Source organism: Aliirhizobium sp. YIM B11859, from assembly GCF_057163345.1.
Map to the genome: position 1 here is coordinate 1,289,909 of NZ_JBXHAY010000001.1, position 18,888 is coordinate 1,308,796.

Below are 18,888 nucleotides of genomic sequence, written 5' to 3' on the forward strand. Positions count from 1 at the left end.
CGCTTTAAGGGAGAATCCTGCCAAGTCGCGGCCATGCAATTCGCACCGCAACAGGACGAGGCCCTGAAGGCCGTTTCGCGCTGGCTGAAAGACGGCCGCAGCCAGGTTTTTCGCCTTTTCGGTTATGCCGGAACGGGCAAAACAACGCTTGCCAAACATTTCGCCGAAAATGTCGATGGCGAGGTGCTGTTTGCAGCCTTTACCGGCAAGGCGGCGCAGGTGCTGCGTTCCAGGGGCGCGCGCAACGCCAAGACCATTCATTCGCTGATCTATCGTCCGCGTGGCGAAGAGGCGGTCGAGGACGAGGAAACGGGCAAGACCTCCGTCTCGCCGATGTTCTCGATCAACCGCCAGAGTCCTGTCGCCAAGGCTGCGCTGATCGTCATCGACGAATGCTCGATGGTTGACGAGGCGCTCGGCAAGGACCTGATGAGCTTCGGCACGCCGATCCTCGTTCTTGGCGATCCCGGCCAGTTGCCGCCGGTTTCCGGCGGCGGTTATTTTACCGAGCAGGAGCCGGACTATCTGCTCACCGACATTCACCGCCAGGCGCAGGACAATCCGATCATCCAGCTCGCCATGAACGTGCGCGAAGGCAAGGAGATCATGTATGGCGACTACGGCAAGGCGCGGGTGATCTCGCGTGACGAGGTGAACCAGGAGCTGGTGTTGGAGGCCGATCAGGTATTGGTCGGCACCAACCGTACCCGCAAGCGGTACAATCAGCGTCTGCGTGAACTCAAGGGCTTTACCGCCGACTATCCGCAGTCGGGCGACAAGCTCGTCTGCCTGCGCAATGACCAGGTCAAGGGGCTGCTCAACGGTTCGCTCTGGCAGGTGATGAGCTCGTCACGCGAGACGGTCAAGCCCGGCATCAACCTGATGATCCGGCCCGAAGACGACGACATGGATCGCGGCGCATCGAAGATCAAGCTGCTCAAGGCGGCCTTCGAGAGCGAAGAGGAAATTCCGTGGTCGACGCGTAAACGTTACGACGAGTTTGACTATGGTTATGCACTGACCGTGCATAAGGCTCAGGGCTCGCAATGGAATAATGTCGTTCTGTTCGACGAGAGTTTTGCATTTCGCGATACCCGCGAGCGCTGGCTTTACACGGCAATCACGCGCGCTGCCGAAACGCTGACCATCGTCCGGTAGATTGCCACGGAGCCTCTGCCGTCAAAGTCTTGCCGTCGTTGACAATACGTCATGGACACGGCAAAAACGTTGAAACCGCGAAGACGCGGCCCGCGCTGGTCAGGCGATCCTCACCTTTTCGAAAGGGGTTGGGTTGTAAGCCTTGCGGATGGATTTGTGAGGTGCTGAGGCTCATGGCTGCAAAGATCTACCGTCCCGCAAAAACTGCGATGCAGTCGGGCAAGGCAAAGACGCTTCTCTGGGTTCTGGAGTTCGATCCGGAAGTGGCGCGCAGCATCGATCCCATTCTCGGTTATACGTCGTCTTCGGACATGAAGCAGCAGCTGCGATTGACCTTCGAAAGCCAGGAACTGGCGGAAGCCTATGCCAAGCGCGAAGGCATCGAGTACCGGGTCATCCAGCCGAAAGAACCGGCTCGACAGGCGGTGTCCTACACGGACAACTTCCGCTTCAACCGGATGCAACCCTGGACCCATTGAATTCCGACGCTTGATTCGCCTGGCCGATGCCGCTCCGTTCTTTTGGAGGGCAACTGTCTTCGATGAAGTCAGGCTCCATCAAAAAATAAACACAGAACCACTTACGGCTTGCTAGATGGGTAGAGAACCGTGTAGCGAACCGCACAGGGCCCCTTAGCTCAGCTGGATAGAGCACCTGCCTTCTAAGCAGGTGGTCGCAGGTTCGAATCCTGCAGGGGTCGCCACCACTTCTTTCAAATCAGCGATGATGCGACGGGCTGCCGAACAAGGGGACCGGATAGGCGTATTCTCCTTCGGCGGAAAAACCCTGACGGTAGAGGCAGGCCCTCAGTGCTGCATGATAATAGAAATTATCGACATTGACGGTGCCGCGCGGCGGGGTTTCCGCTTCCAGGCTGCAGGCCTGGCGCGCGGCCATGTAACGCTGGTCGATTTCGGAGCCGCTGGTGATGCCGACACTTCCATAGGTAATGGTCGCTGCCGATGCCGATAAAGGCATGGCCGATGCCAGAGCGACAAACGATGCTGACATGATGGCGCGTTTCATGATCGGTCTCCCTCAAATGCGAACCGCAACGGCCAGGCGTCGCTTTTGTTCCCAGTAGAGCGGGCATAGGACATTTTACCCGTGCTTGTTCGCATCTGCGAAAAAGCTTTTGTGATTTCTGTGCAGTGCAAATTGCGCTATGATCACGGCCATCGGTTCCGTTGCATCGCGCAGGGGAAGGTAGATTGGCGTCGGGAGCAGAGGCTCCCAATCTGGCGCCTTCAATACATTGAAAATGGTTTTTCGCGGGCCGCGCGGGGCGGCCCCGACCTTTGCATTGTCTTTGAGCCTTCGAGTGGGGATCCATATGAACAGGCATTTTTCTGCCGCAGCAGGCGCTGTGCTGGTTATCGCTATCACCTCGGGGATTGCCCGCGCCGACGACATGCCGCTGATCTGGCAGCCCATCAAGAACTCCGATACCAGCTATGCGGTCAAACTGGGCATGAGGTTGCCGATGCGCCTCGAGCCGGAAGCTGGATTCAATATCGGTGTCGATGCCGCAAAGACCGGTGAGGTCGTCGAGACCCCTCTCAAGTTCTGGAGCAGGATCAAGACCGCCGATACCAAGCGTCCTGCCTATCAGATGCGCCGCGATATCGGCGTTGATCTCGACAGCGTTGGCGAAAGCGCCTCCATCTCGATAAACTATTACGAAAAGCAGATTGCGACGCCGACCTACAATGTCGAACGGCAAAGCGCCTATGTCGTTCATTATGATGGCGTACAGGGCGACTGGAGAGGTCTCGATGCCAACCAGTCCATCAAGTTCCGCCGGCCCGACACGGGCACGGCATTTATCGCGTCGGCCAACAGTGCCAACAGCTTTGAGAGCTTCGGGGCCTCCGTAGGCCTGGAGCAGCAGCTCGGCAAAAACGTTACCTTGAGCGGCAACCTCAATCGAAGCTTTTCCGATGCCAATACCGTCGCCAGCGTCAATGCCAATTACTCCTATAAATGGTAGGCAGGCTTTGCCGATAATGAAATGCATAAAGGGCGCCGCGGCGCCCTTTATCTATTCGCTTAACGGGATTTGCCCGGCGAAGGATCGTCAGCCAAGTCCTAGTGGAGGATCTGGCTGAGGAAGAGCTTGGTGCGCTCGTGCTGCGGATTGTCGAAGAACTCGGCCGGCGAGTTCTGCTCGACGATCTGGCCCTGGTCCATGAAGATGACGCGGTTGGCGACCTGGCGGGCAAAGCCCATTTCATGGGTCACGCACATCATCGTCATGCCTTCTTCGGCAAGGCCGACCATGGTGTCGAGCACTTCCTTGACCATTTCCGGATCGAGCGCCGAGGTCGGTTCGTCGAACAGCATGATCTTCGGCTTCATGCAGAGCGAGCGGGCGATCGCCACGCGCTGCTGCTGGCCGCCGGAGAGCTGGCCCGGATATTTGTTGGCCTGTTCGGGGATCTTGACGCGCTTCAGATAGTGCATCGCGACTTCTTCCGCTTCCTTCTTCGGCATCTTGCGGACCCAAATGGGTGCAAGCGTGCAGTTTTCGAGGATGGTCAGATGCGGGAAGAGGTTGAAATGCTGGAATACCATGCCGACTTCGCGGCGCACTTCATCGATCTTCTTCAGGTCGTTGGTCAGTTCGATATTGTCGACAAGAATATTGCCCGACTGATGTTCTTCCAGCCGGTTGATGCAGCGGATCATCGTCGACTTGCCGGAGCCCGACGGCCCGGCGATGACGATGCGTTCGCCCTTCATCACTTTCAGATTGATGTCACGCAGGACGTGGAAGTCACCATACCACTTGTTCATGCCGATGATTTCGACGGCGATGTCGGTGGTCGAGACGGTCAACTTCTTGGCTAGGGTTTCGGCCATTGTCGTTCCTTTGAATTCTGTGGCGGCTGTTAGCGTTTGTGGGCCGTGTCGAGATGCCGTTCCATGAAGGCGGAGTAGCGGGACATGCTGAAGCAGAACACCCAGTAGATAAAGCCTGCGAAGACCAGGCCGGTCAGCGGGGTGACCGGCGTGATCCAGGTCGTATCGGTGAAGTTCAGGCGGATCGTATTGAGGAAGTCGAACATGCCGATGATCGACACGAGCGATGTATCCTTGAACATGCCGATGAACGTGTTGACGATGCCCGGAATGACCAGCTTGATCGCCTGCGGCAGGATGATCAGCCGCATTTTCTGCCAGTAGCTGAGGCCGAGCGAATCGGCACCTTCTGCCTGACCCTTGGGGATCGCCTGAAGACCGCCGCGAATGACCTCGGCCATATAGGCGGAGGCAAACAGGGCGACAGCCACCAGCGCGCGCAGGAAGTTGTCGATCGTCCAGCCGGTCGGCAGGAAGAGCGGCAGCATCACATTGGCCATGAACAGGACGGTGATCAGCGGCACGCCGCGCACGACCTCGATGAAGGTCACGCTCAGGGTCTTGATCACAGGCATCTTGGACCGGCGGCCGAGTGCCAGAAGCGTTCCAAGCGGGAAGGAGACGACAATCCCGACGAAGGAGAGGATCAACGTCACCATCAGGCCGCCCCATTGCGGCGTCTCGACATGGGGAAGACCGAACACGCCGCCCAGAAGCAGGAAGAAGGCAACGATCGGGAAAACGATGAACAGCAGGAGAGCGTTCAGTCCCTTGCGGGGTGCCTTCGGGATCAGCATCGGCACGAGAAGCACGACCAGCATCACCAGGACCAGGATCGGGCGCCAGCGCTCTTCGAGTGGATAACGGCCGAACAGGAACTGGACGAAACGGTCTTCGACGAACGCCCAGCAGGCGCCCTTCCAACCATCGGGCTGGATGCCGCCCTGGACAAGCGTGGCGCAGGCCGTGCGGTCCGATCCGAGCCAGGCAGCCTGGATGAACAGCCAGTTGACGGCGGGAGGAATGATCACTGCCAGAACGGCCAGAGCGATGATCGTCAGGACGACGTCCTTCGGGGTGGCAAGCAGGTTGGCGCGGATCCAGCCCGAAGCGCTGCGGGTTTCGAGCGGAGCCGGCGAAGGCGCAAGCATCTCGTCCCGTACATAGGTAATCTTGGCGTTGGACATGATCTTATCTCTCCACCAGCGCCATCTTGGCATTGAACCAGTTCATGAACAGCGAGGTCGCGACGCTGATCGCCAGATAAACGACGAGCCAGATGGAGATCACCTCCACGGCCTGTCCTGTCTGGTTCATCGTCGTGCCGCCGGTGGATACCAATTCGGGAAAGCCGATGGCGACGCCGAGCGACGAGTTCTTCGTCAGGTTGAGATACTGGCTGGTGAGCGGCGGAATGATGATGCGCATGGCCTGCGGAACGACGACAAGACGGGTTGTCGATGCGGGCTGGATGCCGAGCGCGGAGGCTGCTTCCGACTGTCCCTTGGGAACGGCCTTGATGCCGGCGCGGATGATCTCGGCGATGAAGGCTGCGGTGTAGAAGGAGAGAGCGAGATAAAGCGCGACGAATTCCGGCGCGATATGGGAACCACCCGACAGGTTGAAGCGGCCGGCAACCGGGTAGTCGAAGGTAAGCGGCGCGCCGAGAATGACGAACATGATGATCGGCAGGCCGATGATCAGGCCAAGGCTCGTCCAGATGGTGTGGAACTGCTGGCCGGTGCGCATCTGGCGGCGTTTCGCCCATTTGGCGACGGCGAAAGAAACGACTATGCCGACGAAAAAGGCAATCACGATGAACGACGCGCCGTCACCCCATAGGGGCTTGGGGAAGAACAGGCCGCGATTGTTGAGGAACATGGTGAACGGCAGCTGCAGCGATTCACGCACCTGCGGCAGGAAGGCAAGCACGCCCGTATACCAGAAGAAGATGACCAGAAGCGGCGGAATATTGCGGAAGATTTCCACATAGACCGTACACAGCTTGGCGATCAGCCAGTTCTTCGACAGGCGACCGATGCCGATCAGGAAACCGACGATCGTTGCGGTGATGATGCCGGTAAAGGCGACCAGAAGCGTGTTGAGAAAGCCGACATAGAGTGCCCGGCCGTAGGTGGAATCGCTGGTATAGGGGATCAGCGAGAAGCCGATGTCAAACCCTGCGCGGCCGCCGGTGAAACCGTAACCGGATGCGATATTGGCGCGGGCGAGGTTGGTCGCCACATTGTGGCTGATCATCCAGACGCCAAGTACGACGATGAGCGCCGTCAAAACCTGAAAGAAGATGCTGCGCACCTTGGGATCGTAGATCAGGGATACTTTTGCCTCTCCCTTGTGAGGCGATACACCTATGGTGTGATCTGTCATTATTGCCTATCCCCGCAGCCTTTGGCCGTTATTGTTTTGGCATGTTTGTTCTTATTGCTCTGTCGAAAGGTAAGGCGGCTTTCGCCGCCTTACCTGATGCAGAGACCGGTGCGGATCAGCGTACCGGCGGAGCGTATTGCAGGCCACCCTTGCTCCACAGAGCATTGAGGCCGCGCTGGATCTTCAGCGGCGTGTTGGCGCCGATGTTGCGCTCGAAGACTTCGCCGTAGTTACCGACGCTCTTGACGATGTTGTAGGCCCAGGCGTTGGTCAGACCGAGGTCGGTACCGATCTTGCTGTCGGCTTCAGCACCGAGGAAGCGCTTGATGTCCGGGTTGGTCGAGTTCTTCATCTCGTCGACATTGGCCGTGGTGATGCCGAATTCTTCAGCCTGAACCATGGCATAGCCAGCCCAGCTGACGATGTCGAACCACTTGTCGTCGCCCTGACGGACGGCCGGGCCAAGCGGCTCCTTGGAGATGATTTCCGGCAGAATGATGTGATCATCCGGGTTCGACAGCGACAGGCGCAGCGAATACAGGCCCGACTGGTCGGTCGTGTAGACGTCGCAACGGCCGGCCTGGTAGGCGGCGTTCACTTCTTCCAGCTTTTCGAAAACGACCGGCTTGTATTCGAGGTTATTGGCCTTGAAATAGTCGGCGAGGTTGAGTTCGGTCGTGGTGCCGGACTGGACGCAGACGGCAGCGCCGGAGAGTTCGAGCGCCGACTTCACGTTCAGCGACTTCGGAACCATGAAGCCCTGGCCGTCATAATAGTTGACGTAGCGGAAGTTGAAGCCGAGGGCGGTATCGCGGTTGATCGTCCAGGTCGTGTTGCGGACGAGCAGGTCGACTTCACCGGACTGAAGCGCGGTGAAACGGCTCTGGGCGGTCGTCGGCGTGTACTTTACCTTGGTGGCATCGCCGAAAACAGCAGCAGCGACGGCCTTGCAGTAGTCGACGTCGAAGCCCTTCCAGTTGCCTGCCGAATCCGGCTGTGCAAAGCCCGCGAGACCGCTGTTGACACCGCACTGTACGAAGCCCTTCGCCTTTACGTCATCAAGCGTGGCTGCCGATGCGACCGAGGCAGAGCCCAGGACCACAGCGCCGATCGCGGCTGACAGAAGCGTCTTTTTCATTTTCCCAACCTTTGTTTGTGTTTTGTGTTTGGTGACACCGTGCCGCTCCCCAAGTTTTCGTTCGAATACGCTGTCGCTCGAATACGGCCGGTTGCCCGCCAACCTCCAGGGGCAGGCTTTCGTATCTCATTCGTAAAAGCTTTGGGGGTCAAGTGTCACCAGCAGGAATTGCGTCGAAAGTGAGGTAAAATTAATTTTTATGCCTTAATGTTATTCATTTGATCAATCTATGTGCATTTGCTGCTGTTTTTTTCCTCTTTTGGGCATGGATCTGATCTTTACTCAACTTTGCGGAGTATCGGCCCATCTCGGGTTCTGTGCCTTGTTGGCCGACTTGACCTTGGGCCTGCGGGGGGCGACAAGAAGCCTTTCCCGCCTAAGAAAGCTTCCTTACGAAATGACCAAGAAAACTTCCCTGCTCGACGCTGCCGGACCGAACACGCGGCTTTCCCATATCGGCAACGACCCACGCTCCTTCCACGGTTTCGTCAATCCGCCGGTCGTTCACGCATCGACTGTGCTGTTTCCGGATGCCGCGACGATGGAAAACCGCGGCCAGCCCTATACCTACGGCACACGCGCGACGCCGACGACCGAGGCCCTGTGCGAGGCTTTCGATGCGCTGGAAGGTTCCGCCGGCACGATCCTGGTGCCATCGGGACTGGCCGCCATTTCTGTGCCTTTCCTGGCGTATCTTTCGCCCGGCGACCACGCTTTGATTGTCGATTCCGTCTACACGCCCTGCCGCAATTTCTGCAACACGATGCTGAAACGCCTCGGGGTGGAGATCGAGTATTACGCCCCTGAGATCGGCGCCGGCATCGAGGCTCTCATCAAGCCGAACACGAAGCTGGTGCATACAGAGGCTCCGGGCTCGAATACGTTCGAGATGCAGGATATCCGGGCGATTTCCGATGCCGCACACAAGCATGGCTGCGTCGTCACCATGGACAATACCTGGGCAACACCGCTTTATTTCCGTCCGCTCGATTTCGGCGTCGATGTGTCGATCCATGCGACGACCAAATATCCTTCAGGCCATTCGGACATCGTCATGGGGTCGGTTTCGGCCAATGCCAAATGGTGGCCGCAACTGGAGGAAACGCGCATTCTGATGGGCATTTGCGGTGCACCGGACGATGCCTACCAGATCCTTCGTGGTTTGCGGACCATGGGTGTGCGCCTTGAACACCATCAGAAAAGTGCGCTGGCGCTGGCGACTTGGCTCGAAAGCCGCGACGATGTGGCGCGTGTGCTGCATCCGGCGTTGCCGAGCTTCCCCGGCCACGAAATCTGGAAGCGCGATTTCAAGGGAGCGAGCGGGATTTTCTCGTTCGTGCTGAAGGCGGATGCCGCGCAGGCAAAAGCCAAGGCTCATGCGTTTCTCGACGCTTTGAGCTTTTTCGGTCTCGGTTATTCCTGGGGCGGGTTCGAGAGCCTCGCACTGCAAGTGAACCTGTCGGACCGGACGATCGCCACCGCGCCGACCGAAGGCCCGGTCATCCGCCTGCAGATCGGGCTCGAGGATGTCGCTGACCTGCAGAAGGATCTGGAAGAAGGGTTCAAGGCCGCGGCAGCGGTCTGATCATTCCACCCGAAAACCGTAAAGCCAGTCGAGATCCGCCGCGAGTGATTGCGGCGGACGCATCGAAAGCACGATATCGCGTCCGAGGCGGAACGGCCCGCGGGCATGATAAGCGAACCGGTTGAAGGCTCCACGCGCCTTGACCTTGGCGGCGCGTGTGGTTCTCAGCTTGGCGAAACTTTCCAGAGCCGCGGGCAGGGCGGTCGCCTTGCCGATCTCGTTGGCCAGCACAAACCCGTCTTCGATCGCCATCGCCGCGCCCTGAGCTGCAAACGGCATCATGGCGTGAGCGGCGTCACCGATGAGGACGACATCGCGGCCATTATGCCAGTTGCCCGGGGTCACCTGATAAAGCGGCCAGAAGGTCGGCCGTTGCGGCTGGCCGAGCAAGGCGGTGACGTCCGGGTTCCAGCCGGCGAATTGTCTGACCAGCATGCTGCGCTGGTTTTCGCTGGCCTGCGCGTCCCATGTCCTGCCCGGGCTGATACCGGACGCAATCGCGACAATATTGAATACGCCCATCTCGGTCAGGGGGTAGGCGACGAGATGCGCGGAAGGGCCAAGCAATGCGGTGACGGCATCCGGCTGCAGCCAGCCGGGGGCGCCGGCCAGCGGCACGGTGAAGCGCCAGGCAATGTTGCGCGAGAAATCCGGTTGCGGTGCGTCTTCTATCGATGCCCGGACATTCGACCATACCCCGTCGGCGCCGACGACGAGCGGATAGCCGATCCCGGTCAGGTCGCGGACGGCCTGCGATGCATGACCACGTATCGGCGTCGAAAGCCTCACCGTGCAGAGCGGATTGCGCTCCACGGCCGCCAGCAATGCCTTTTGCAGGGTGGATCGATGAAGCACGCCGTAGGGCGCTCCCCAGCGCTTGCGGGCGAAATCGCCGGCCGGGACCTTCGCTATCTGTTTGAGCGACATGCCTGAAACGAGGCTGATTTCACGCGGTTCGGTCCAGACCGGTTCGAGCTCGTCCAGTATGCCCAGTTCGCGCAGGATCGCCGAGGCATTGGGCGACATCTGCAGCCCGGCGCCGACCTCTATGAGTTCGGCCGCCTCCTCGAAGACATCGCACGCGATGCCTAGCCGGGAAAAACTCAGTGCTGCGGCGAGGCCCGCCATGCCGGCCCCGACGATTGCAACCCTATCGATATGCATCGGATTTATATGCCTGACGGTGGCTTTACGCGGCCTTGACGTGGAAGACGCAGCCCGGCGGATCCGTCTGCTCGGCCTTCAGGCCGGGATTGTAGCGGTAAAGCGTGGAGCAATAGGAGCAGACCTTCTCGGTGTCGTCGCCGAGATCGATGAAGATATGCGGATGGTCGAAGGGCACGGATGCGCCGGTGCACATGAATTCCTTCACGCCGATCTGGATGACCGGATATCCGCCGTCGTTCTGGAAGTGAGGAATGCTGTGTCCAGCCATCATAGTCTCCCTGCATCTTGATTGCGCCGGACATTATCGTCCCTCGCAGCGATTGTGTAGGGGGATTTTCAGCGGCATTTTTTTCATGCCCGGGTTCTGTGGCAGCGCGTCATCCACTATAGCTCGCCTGCAAGACAAGGATCGCCCCGATGAATCTGAACGCCCCCACCTTTTCCTCGTTTGTCCATGACGGATTGAATCTCAGATATTTCGACGAGGGTGAGCCTTCCGGCGATCCGGTGCTGCTGATTCACGGCTTTGCCTCAAGTGCGCTGGTCAACTGGGTGCATCCGGGCTGGCTCAAAACACTCGGCGATGCCGGTTATCGCGTGATCGCGATCGACGATCGCGGCCATGGCGGCAGTGACAAGCCGCTCGATCCGGAGGCCTATCGCCCCTGGGTCATGGCAGGCGATGCGGTGGCACTGCTCGATCACCTGCGCATTCCGGAGGCGCATCTGTTCGGTTATTCGATGGGTGCGCGGATTTCCGTGTTCGCGGCGCTCGCCAATCCCGAGCGTGTCCGTTCGCTCGTTCTTGGTGGGTTGGGGATCGGCATGACGGACGGTGTCGGTGACTGGGATCCGATTGCCGATGCGCTGCTTGCACCGGTGGCCGAAGATGTCACCCACGAGCGGGGCCGGATGTTTCGAATGTTCGCCGACCAGACGAAAAGCGACAAGCAGGCGCTTGCCGCCTGTATCCGCGGTTCGCGCGATCTTGTGGCGCGATCGGACATGGGCCGTATCGAAGCGCCGACATTGATCGGTGTCGGCACCAAGGACGATATCGCCGGTTCGGCGCAGGAACTCGCCGATCTGATGCCGGATGCCCGGGCGCTCGACATCCCGGGCCGCGACCATATGCTGGCTGTCGGGGACCGCGTGTTCAAGAAAGCCGTGCTGGAGTTTTATGCGGAACTGGCCGGCGGCTGACCGATTCTCTGATCATAACGATCAACGAAATGCGATTTCGCTTATGTTGGTGTTGCGATAAACTTGTTCTATATAATGTGCTCTCGGAAAATCGAGGGCGAACAGGGAGTGGGCCATGCCCCCTAGAATGGACATTCGTGCCAAGGATACGGTGACTGCGGTCGATCCGATCTGGGATACGATGCGGGAAGAAGCGCGTCTTGCCATCGAGCAGGATCCGCTGCTTGCCGCGTTTCTTTATTCGACTGTCCTCAACCATCGCTCTCTCGAGGAGTGCGTCGTCCACCGTATTTGCGAGAGGCTGGATCATCCTGATCTGCAGGCCGTGCTGCTGCGCCAGACCTTCATGGAAATGCTGGAAGACTGGCCTGAATGGGGCTCGATCCTGCGCGTCGATATCCAGGCGGTTTATGACCGCGATCCGGCATGCCTGCGGTTTCTCGAACCGGTTCTCTACTTCAAGGGATTTCACGCGATCCAGAGCCACCGGTTGGCCAACTGGCTCTACCACCGCGGGCGGCGGGATTTTGCGCTCTATATGCAAAGCCGGTCGTCGAGCGTTTTCCAGACGGATATCAATCCGGCAGCAAGGATCGGCAAGGGCATCTTCCTCGACCATGCGACCGGGCTGGTCGTCGGCGAGACGGCCGTTATCGGCGACAATGTCTCGATCCTGCACGGCGTCACGCTCGGCGGGACGGGCAAGGAAGGCGCCGACCGCCACCCGAAGATCGGCAATGGCGTCCTTATCGGTGCCGGTGCGAAGATCCTCGGCAATATCGAGATCGGCTCCTGCTCGAGGGTGGCCGCGGGGTCGGTGGTGCTGAAACCTGTGCCGTCAAAATCCACCGTTGCCGGCGTTCCGGCAAAGGTCGTCGGCAATGCCGGGTGTTCGGAGCCGGCGCGGGTGATGGATCAATTGCTGATGTCCGAGGACTGAGCAATCGGATTTTAATATGCCGGTAAAATAAGAATTGAAGCCGGCGGCCCAGGGCTTGCCGGCTTTACTTTTGCCGTTGTCCCATGGCACAAGCGGCGCAACGCGAATAGAAAACGGAGATTGTCGTGAAACCCGACGAAATCAAAAAGGTCGACGCCTATTTCAAGCGCCTTCTGAACCCGCAGATCGTCGTCAAGGCGCGGCCGCGCAAGGACGATTCCGCTGAGGTCTATCTGGGCGACGAATTCCTCGGCGTCGTTTACGTCGACGACGAGGACGGCGAACGGTCCTACAATTTCTCGATGGCCATTCTGGATGTCGATCTCTGACACCTTTCATGGCGCATATTCAAACGGGCCGGTTCGGCCCGTTTTTGATTCCCGCCTTCCTCTCTTCTTCGTCGCCCCGTCACCCTTGTAAGGCGACCGAACGGACCCCATTAATTAAGAAGCGGCGTCGAGCCGCGTCCGTGTTAACATCCTACCCGAGTATCGTCCGTTATCGACGCTGCCCGCCCCTGACGTTTGTCAGGTCCGGCCCCGTCGTGTTTGTCTCCAACGCGGTGACGGGTGTTAATTTTCATGCATTGGACCGTGCTCTAGCGGAATAGTGATTGCACCGCCGCAAAGGGGGCTTAAAATCCCTGTCCAATGGACTAAGTTAGTAAGACTGGAGTTCGACAGATCGAGTGTTCATATCGGTCGTCGGCGCCTGGGGATGAAGAATGATGATCGCACTGCCGATCTCGATGCAAAAAGAAAAAGGTGATGACGGGGACAACGCCAATCGCGGAACCTCGGTCATTACCCGCACGAAGCCGAAAACGAAACGCCCGAACCTGTATCGCGTGCTTCTCCTGAATGACGACTACACGCCAATGGATTTCGTCATCCACATACTGGAGCGGTTCTTCCAAAAGGACAGGGACGCTGCCACGATCATAATGCTTCACGTTCACAACCACGGCGTGGGCGAGTGCGGCATTTTTACTTACGAGGTAGCGGAGACAAAGGTGAGCCAGGTGATGGATTTCGCCAGACAGCATCAGCATCCGCTACAATGTGTCATGGAAAAGAAGTGAGGAACCCGACGTGCCCACATTTTCGCCTAGTCTTGAAAAGGCGCTGCACCAGGCACTGACCTTCGCCAACGAGCGGCATCACGAATATGCCACGCTCGAACACCTGCTTCTCGCGTTGATCGACGACGCGGATGCGGCGGCGGTCATGGGCGCTTGTAACGTCAACCTTGAAAACCTGCGCAAGACAGTTGCCGACTATGTCGACAACGAACTTGCCAACCTCGTGACCGGTTATGATGAAGACTCGAAGCCTACTTCCGGCTTCCAGCGTGTCATCCAGCGGGCGGTCATCCATGTTCAGTCCTCCGGTCGCGAAGAAGTCACCGGCGCCAACGTGCTTGTTGCGATCTTCGCCGAGCGCGAGAGCCATGCCGCCTTCTTCCTGCAGGAGCAGGAAATGACCCGCTACGACGCGGTCAACTATATCTCCCACGGTATCGGCAAGCGGCCGGGTTCCTCCCAGACCCGTACGCCGCGCGGCTCCGAGGAACCGGATTCGGAAGCAAAGCCTTCGCGTGGCGGTGGCGAGCCGGACGAAGGGGCTGCCAAGAAGCCCCAGGATGCGCTCAAGGCCTATTGCGTCAATCTCAACGAGAAGGCCAAGGATGGTCGCATCGATCCGCTGATCGGTCGCCATTCCGAGGTCAACCGCACCATCCAGGTCCTGTGCCGCCGTTCGAAGAACAACCCGCTCTATGTGGGTGATCCGGGCGTCGGCAAGACGGCTATCGCCGAAGGTCTGGCCAAGCGCATCGTCGAAGGCAAGGTTCCGGAAGCACTCGCCGATGCGACGATCTTCTCGCTCGACATGGGCACGCTGCTTGCCGGTACCCGCTATCGCGGCGACTTCGAGGAACGCCTGAAGCAGGTCGTCAAGGAATTGGAAGATTATCCTGGCGCCGTGCTGTTCATCGACGAGATCCACACCGTTATCGGTGCGGGTGCGACGTCAGGCGGTGCCATGGATGCGTCCAACCTGTTGAAGCCGGCTTTGTCCTCCGGACAGATCCGCTGCATCGGTTCGACCACCTACAAGGAATACCGGCAGTTCTTCGAAAAGGACCGGGCTCTGGTTCGCCGTTTTCAGAAGATCGACGTCAACGAACCGTCGATCCCGGATGCGATCGAGATCATGAAGGGCCTGAAGCCCTATTTCGAGGACTATCACAAGCTTCGCTACACCAACGAGGCGATCAAGTCGGCCGTCGAACTGTCGGCCCGCTACATCTCCGACCGCAAGCTGCCGGACAAGGCGATCGATGTGATCGACGAGACCGGTGCGGCTCAGATGCTGCTGCCGGCCTCCAAGCGCCGCAAGCTGATCACCGAGAAGGAGATCGAGGCAACGATCGCAACGATGGCGCGGATCCCGCCGAAAACCGTTTCCAAGGATGACGAGGCCGTTCTCGCCAATCTGGAAAAGGAACTTCGCTCGGTGGTCTACGGCCAGGATACGGCGATCGAAGCACTTTCGACCGCCATCAAGCTGGCGCGTGCCGGCCTGCGCGAACCGAACAAGCCAATCGGCTCCTACGTGTTTTCCGGCCCGACAGGCGTCGGCAAGACGGAAGTCGCCAAGCAGCTTGCCGCTTCGCTCGGCGTGGAACTGCTGCGCTTCGACATGTCGGAATATATGGAACGCCACACGGTCTCCAGACTGCTCGGCGCACCTCCCGGTTACGTCGGCTTCGATCAGGGCGGTCTTTTGACCGATCAGGTCGATCAGCATCCGCATAGCGTGCTGTTGCTCGACGAAATCGAAAAGGCGCATCCGGATATCTACAATATCCTGCTGCAGGTCATGGACCATGGTTCGCTGACCGACCACAACGGCAAAAAGATCGATTTCCGCAATGTCATCCTGATCATGACGACCAATGCGGGCGCATCGGAGATGGCCAAGGCCGCCTTCGGCTTCGGTTCCTCCAAGCGCAGCGGCGAGGACGAAGAAGCGCTGAACAAATTGTTCACACCGGAGTTCCGCAACCGCCTCGACGCAACGATCCCGTTCGCGCCGCTGCCGACGGAAGTCATCCACCAGGTCGTGCAGAAGTTCGTCATGCAGTTGGAAACGCAGCTGTCTGAGCGCAACATCACCTTCGACCTGCACGAGGATGCGGTCGCCTGGCTGGCCGACAAGGGTTACGACGAGAAGATGGGCGCCCGCCCGCTGTCCCGCGTTATCCAGGAATATATCAAGAAACCGCTTGCCAACGAGATCCTGTTCGGGGCTCTGCGCAAGGGTGGTGTGGTCCGTGTCACGGTCGGCAAGGGCGAAGACGGCAAGGACAAGCTGGTACTCGATTCCATTCCGGAAGCGGTTCCGGTGAAGCCCAAGCCGGAAGCCGAAGTGGAAGAAGCGGCAGAAGAGGCTAAGGCGAAAGTTGCTAAGCCAAAGGCTGCCAAGAAGTCCGCGCCGAAAGGCAAGGGCGGCAGTGCTGCAAAGGCGAAAGCGGAAGACGACGGCGATGTGATCGCCGAAGACGCGCCGAAGCCCCGCAAGGGCAGCACGGTTCCGCGGGTGCCGAAAGCCAAGTAATTGTTCTGATATCGATTGAAAGAGAGATGCCGGGCTTGTCCCGGCATCTTTGTGTTTGTAGGCATGGAATTGACCAACAGCAAATGGAATGCCGATGTCTGCAGAGCAGCGCGTCGATGAACGCGGCAGCTTGAGCTGGTTTCTGACGGGGATGCGCGGCATCCTGTCTCTTCCGGCGATCATTCTCATGACCTCCTATGTCGGCTTCAGCGCCTTTGCGCTGGAGGCGGGGCTTACCCGATCGGAAGCGGTCGCCATGACGCTCGGCATATGGGCCTTGCCGTCGCAGATGATCCTTGTCGGCTCAATGCTCGGCGGTGCCAATATTGCGGCATCCTTCCTCGCCGTGACACTGTCGGCGATCCGGATGATGCCGATGGTGGCCTCGATCATGCCGGAGATGCGCACGTCGCGGACACCGGTCTGGAAGCTGCTTTTCCTGTCGCATTTCATCGCGATCACTTCGTGGGTGTTCGCGTCGACCCATCTTCGCGATGTGCCGCGCCAGCATCGCGTTTCCTTCTTTGCCGGTTTCGGCATGACGCTGACGCTCGCCAATACGGCAGTCGTCGGCATCAGTTACGGTATCGTCTCGCAGTTTCCGCCGGTCGTCGCGGGCGCCCTGTTCATGCTGACGCCGGTCTATTTCATCTCGTCGATCTGGGCGAGTGCGCGCCAGCCGGTGGTGAGGATCGCCTTTGTCGTCGGTGTCGTTGCCGGGCCGCTTCTGGCGCTGCTGGTGCCGCAGTTCGATGTTCTTATTGCCGGGATCGGCGGCGGAACCGCCGCCTATCTCGTCGACCGCTACCGGCGCCACCGGCAACGGCTTGCCGGGGAGCGTGGGTGATGCTGGAGGAATACTGGGTTTATGTACTGATCGTGGTTGCGGGTTTTATCGCGACGGATTTCTGGCGCTGGCTTGGGGTGCTCGCCGGCAACCGGCTCAACGAGGAATCGGAAGCGCTGAACTGGGTGAGGGCGGTTGCCACGGCGCTTGTGATGGCGGTGACCGCCAAGCTGATCGTCTTTCCGACCGGAACGCTTGCCCATTCATCGCTCTGGCTGCGGCTGGCGGCAGCGGGTTTCGGATTTGCCATTTTCGTCGCCACCGGCAAAAAAGTGGCGGTCGGCGTGATTGCGCCGATCGCCATTCTGATTGCCGGACTGGTTTATCTGGACCTCTGATCAGGCAAGCGCGTCAATGACCTTCTTCGCATTGGCGGCAAGCACCGCATTGTCTTCCATCTGGCCGGAATGCGGCTTCAGCGGCTGGCTTTCGTAGCGTGGAATGATGTGGAAATGCAGGTGGAAAACCGTCTGGCCGGCGGCCTGCTCGTTGAACTGCGTAACCGTGATACCGTCCGCGTCGAACGCGTCCCGGGCGGCGCCGGCGAGTTTCTGTACCACCGGAATTACCTTCGACAGCACGGCGGGATCGGCATCGAGAATGTTGCGCGACGGCGCCTTCGGTATCACCAGCAGGTGACCGGGCGATTGCGGCATGACATCCATGAAGGCGAGCGTGTCGGCATCTTCGTAGACACGATGGCAGGGGATTTCGCCGCGCAGGATTTTTGCAAAGATATTGTTCGGATCGTAGCTCATGGATGTTTTCTCCAAATTTTCTGATCAGTCTTCCTGCTGCCGCTCGCCCTTGCGGAACGGGCTGTGCTCGGACAGATATTCGTTCATCTCTTCGACATCCTCGCGCTCGTGTTCGAGATAGTCGGCGACCGCATTTCTAAGTCCCGGATGGGCGATGTAATGCATGGAATGCGTGGTGACGGGCAAATAACCGCGCGCCAGCTTGTGTTCCCCTTGCGCGCCCGCCTCGACCCGCTTCAGGCCTCTGGCCAGCGCGAAGTCGATCGCCTGATGGTAGCAGACCTCGAAATGCAGGAAGGGATGCTCCTCGATACAGCCCCAGTGGCGGCCATAAAGCGCGTCGCCGCCGATGAAGTTGATGGCGCCCGCCACGTAACGGCCGTCGCGCTTGGCCATGACCAGCAGGATGTCGTCAGCCATGCGTTCGCCGATCAGCGAATAGAAGCTGCGGGTGAGGTAAGGACGGCCCCATTTGCGGCTGCCGGTATCCATGTAGAAGTCGAAAAACTGATCCCAGATATCCTCGGTGAGGTCGCTGCCCGTCAGCCAGTCGATCGAGATGCCGTTTTCGAGGGCGGCCCGCCGCTCCTTCTTCAGCGCCTTGCGCTTGCGGGACGCGAGCGTCTCAAGGAAGGCGTTGTGATCGGCATACCCCTCGTTGATGAAGTGGAACTGCTTGTCGGTGCGGTGCAGATAACCGGCATCGCCGAAGGTTTCGACCTCGTCATCGGCCACGAAGGTGACATGGGCGGATGAAACGCCGAGCTGCCGTGTCACCTCCTGGAGACCTGCCGCGAGTGTTGCCTGCGTCGCGTCGCGGTCATAACCTGCGGAGACCAACAGGCGAGGGCCGGTTGCCGGCGTAAACGGGACCGAACATTGCAGCTTCGGATAATAGTTGCCGCCAGCACGCTCGAATGCGTCGGCCCAGCCATGATCAAAGACATATTCGCCCTGGCTATGGTTCTTCAGGTAGCCGGGGATGGCACCGATCAGCTGTCCGGCTTCGTTTTCCAGCAGGACGTGATGCCCGAGCCAACCTGTCCTGGCGGTGGCCGAACCGGACTCCTCCATCGAGGACAGGTAGGCATGCGACAAGAAGGGATTGTAGGGCGATCCGGACGTTTCGGATTTCGAGGTGCCGGAAAGCCGCGACCAGCCTTGAGTGCTGATCGCGGCGAAGGACTTTTCGATACGGATGATAAGATTGCTGGCCATATAC

20 protein-coding genes and 1 tRNA gene are annotated in these 18,888 nt (G+C 59.2%); 12 read left to right on the top strand and 9 right to left on the bottom strand.

The window, feature by feature from the left end; genetic code table 11:
- The first annotated feature begins 33 nt into the window (after positions 1 to 33).
- The 3 genes from AC2GXZ_RS06045 to AC2GXZ_RS06055 all read left to right on the top strand — a co-directional run bounded on the left by AC2GXZ_RS06045 (position 34) and on the right by AC2GXZ_RS06055 (position 1,861).
- On the top strand, positions 34 to 1,158 hold the full coding sequence (locus AC2GXZ_RS06045; RefSeq protein ID WP_483758191.1) for an ATP-dependent DNA helicase: 1,125 nt from the start codon (positions 34 to 36) through the stop codon (positions 1,156 to 1,158).
- Between the two features lie 173 nt (positions 1,159 to 1,331).
- Positions 1,332 to 1,637, top strand: coding sequence for an ETC complex I subunit (locus AC2GXZ_RS06050; RefSeq protein WP_483758192.1), 306 nt, complete (start codon positions 1,332 to 1,334; stop codon positions 1,635 to 1,637).
- Positions 1,638 to 1,784: 147 nt separating this feature from the next.
- Positions 1,785 to 1,861, top strand: a tRNA-Arg gene (locus AC2GXZ_RS06055).
- A gap of 14 nt (positions 1,862 to 1,875) precedes the next feature.
- Here the strand turns inward: AC2GXZ_RS06055 and AC2GXZ_RS06060 are convergent.
- Positions 1,876 to 2,184 (bottom strand): hypothetical protein, encoded by a 309-nt coding sequence (locus tag AC2GXZ_RS06060; RefSeq protein ID WP_483758193.1) that lies wholly within the window; start codon positions 2,182 to 2,184, stop codon positions 1,876 to 1,878.
- Positions 2,185 to 2,491: 307 nt separating this feature from the next.
- Here AC2GXZ_RS06060 and AC2GXZ_RS06065 point away from each other — a divergent pair, with 307 nt between their 5' ends.
- A complete protein-coding gene (locus AC2GXZ_RS06065; RefSeq protein WP_483758194.1) occupies positions 2,492 to 3,148 on the top strand; it encodes a hypothetical protein in 657 nt (218 codons plus the stop codon).
- Between the two features lie 98 nt (positions 3,149 to 3,246).
- On the opposite strand, the gene AC2GXZ_RS06070 is transcribed toward AC2GXZ_RS06065, so the two are convergent.
- The 4 genes from AC2GXZ_RS06070 to AC2GXZ_RS06085 all read right to left on the bottom strand — a co-directional run bounded on the left by AC2GXZ_RS06070 (position 3,247) and on the right by AC2GXZ_RS06085 (position 7,546).
- The gene (locus AC2GXZ_RS06070) at positions 3,247 to 4,020 is read right to left on the bottom strand and encodes an amino acid ABC transporter ATP-binding protein (protein WP_483758195.1); all 774 of its coding nucleotides are present in this window, start codon (positions 4,018 to 4,020) and stop codon (positions 3,247 to 3,249) included.
- A 29-nt stretch (positions 4,021 to 4,049) separates the two neighbouring features.
- Entirely contained in the window at positions 4,050 to 5,207 is a 1,158-nt protein-coding gene (locus tag AC2GXZ_RS06075; RefSeq protein WP_483758196.1) for an amino acid ABC transporter permease, read from the bottom strand.
- Positions 5,208 to 5,211: 4 nt separating this feature from the next.
- Complete coding sequence (locus tag AC2GXZ_RS06080) at positions 5,212 to 6,408, bottom strand: amino acid ABC transporter permease (RefSeq protein ID WP_483758197.1); 1,197 nt, start codon at positions 6,406 to 6,408, stop codon at positions 5,212 to 5,214.
- A 115-nt stretch (positions 6,409 to 6,523) separates the two neighbouring features.
- On the bottom strand, positions 6,524 to 7,546 hold the full coding sequence (locus AC2GXZ_RS06085; RefSeq protein ID WP_483758198.1) for an amino acid ABC transporter substrate-binding protein: 1,023 nt from the start codon (positions 7,544 to 7,546) through the stop codon (positions 6,524 to 6,526).
- A gap of 397 nt (positions 7,547 to 7,943) precedes the next feature.
- Between AC2GXZ_RS06085 and AC2GXZ_RS06090 the strand changes: the two genes are divergently transcribed.
- Positions 7,944 to 9,131, top strand: coding sequence for a cystathionine beta-lyase (locus tag AC2GXZ_RS06090; RefSeq protein WP_483758199.1), 1,188 nt, complete (start codon positions 7,944 to 7,946; stop codon positions 9,129 to 9,131).
- On the opposite strand, the gene AC2GXZ_RS06095 is transcribed toward AC2GXZ_RS06090, so the two are convergent.
- Complete coding sequence (locus tag AC2GXZ_RS06095) at positions 9,132 to 10,295, bottom strand: FAD-dependent monooxygenase (RefSeq protein WP_483758200.1); 1,164 nt, start codon at positions 10,293 to 10,295, stop codon at positions 9,132 to 9,134. It abuts the gene before it with no gap.
- A gap of 25 nt (positions 10,296 to 10,320) precedes the next feature.
- Entirely contained in the window at positions 10,321 to 10,566 is a 246-nt protein-coding gene (locus AC2GXZ_RS06100; protein ID WP_483758201.1) for a zinc-finger domain-containing protein, read from the bottom strand.
- A 149-nt stretch (positions 10,567 to 10,715) separates the two neighbouring features.
- Here AC2GXZ_RS06100 and AC2GXZ_RS06105 point away from each other — a divergent pair, with 149 nt between their 5' ends.
- The 7 genes from AC2GXZ_RS06105 (at position 10,716) to AC2GXZ_RS06135 (ending at position 17,246) form a co-directional block, all read left to right on the top strand.
- Positions 10,716 to 11,501 (top strand): alpha/beta fold hydrolase, encoded by a 786-nt coding sequence (locus AC2GXZ_RS06105; protein ID WP_483758202.1) that lies wholly within the window; start codon positions 10,716 to 10,718, stop codon positions 11,499 to 11,501.
- Between the two features lie 115 nt (positions 11,502 to 11,616).
- Positions 11,617 to 12,441, top strand: a complete 825-nt coding sequence (gene cysE / locus AC2GXZ_RS06110; protein WP_483758203.1) for a serine O-acetyltransferase — start codon at positions 11,617 to 11,619, stop codon at positions 12,439 to 12,441.
- Between the two features lie 125 nt (positions 12,442 to 12,566).
- The gene (locus tag AC2GXZ_RS06115; protein ID WP_483758204.1) at positions 12,567 to 12,770 is read left to right on the top strand and encodes a DUF3126 family protein; all 204 of its coding nucleotides are present in this window, start codon (positions 12,567 to 12,569) and stop codon (positions 12,768 to 12,770) included.
- A gap of 398 nt (positions 12,771 to 13,168) precedes the next feature.
- Positions 13,169 to 13,522 carry an ATP-dependent Clp protease adapter ClpS gene (gene clpS / locus AC2GXZ_RS06120; RefSeq protein WP_483758284.1) on the top strand — a complete coding sequence of 118 codons (354 nt, stop codon included), beginning with the start codon at positions 13,169 to 13,171 and terminating at the stop codon, positions 13,520 to 13,522.
- 10 nt (positions 13,523 to 13,532) lie between these two features.
- Positions 13,533 to 16,061: an ATP-dependent Clp protease ATP-binding subunit ClpA gene (gene clpA / locus AC2GXZ_RS06125; protein WP_483758205.1), complete on the top strand. Its 2,529-nt coding sequence runs from the start codon at positions 13,533 to 13,535 to the stop codon at positions 16,059 to 16,061.
- A gap of 94 nt (positions 16,062 to 16,155) precedes the next feature.
- A complete protein-coding gene (locus AC2GXZ_RS06130) occupies positions 16,156 to 16,908 on the top strand; it encodes an AzlC family ABC transporter permease (protein ID WP_483758206.1) in 753 nt (250 codons plus the stop codon).
- Positions 16,908 to 17,246 carry an AzlD domain-containing protein gene (locus AC2GXZ_RS06135; protein WP_483758207.1) on the top strand — a complete coding sequence of 113 codons (339 nt, stop codon included), beginning with the start codon at positions 16,908 to 16,910 and terminating at the stop codon, positions 17,244 to 17,246. Before AC2GXZ_RS06130 ends, AC2GXZ_RS06135 begins: the two co-directional genes overlap by 1 nt.
- Here AC2GXZ_RS06135 and AC2GXZ_RS06140 read toward each other — a convergent pair whose 3' ends face one another.
- A complete protein-coding gene (locus AC2GXZ_RS06140) occupies positions 17,247 to 17,666 on the bottom strand; it encodes an HIT family protein (protein WP_483758208.1) in 420 nt (139 codons plus the stop codon).
- Positions 17,667 to 17,690: 24 nt separating this feature from the next.
- Positions 17,691 to 18,884 (bottom strand): GNAT family N-acetyltransferase, encoded by a 1,194-nt coding sequence (locus tag AC2GXZ_RS06145; protein ID WP_483758209.1) that lies wholly within the window; start codon positions 18,882 to 18,884, stop codon positions 17,691 to 17,693.
- Positions 18,885 to 18,888 lie beyond the last annotated feature (4 nt).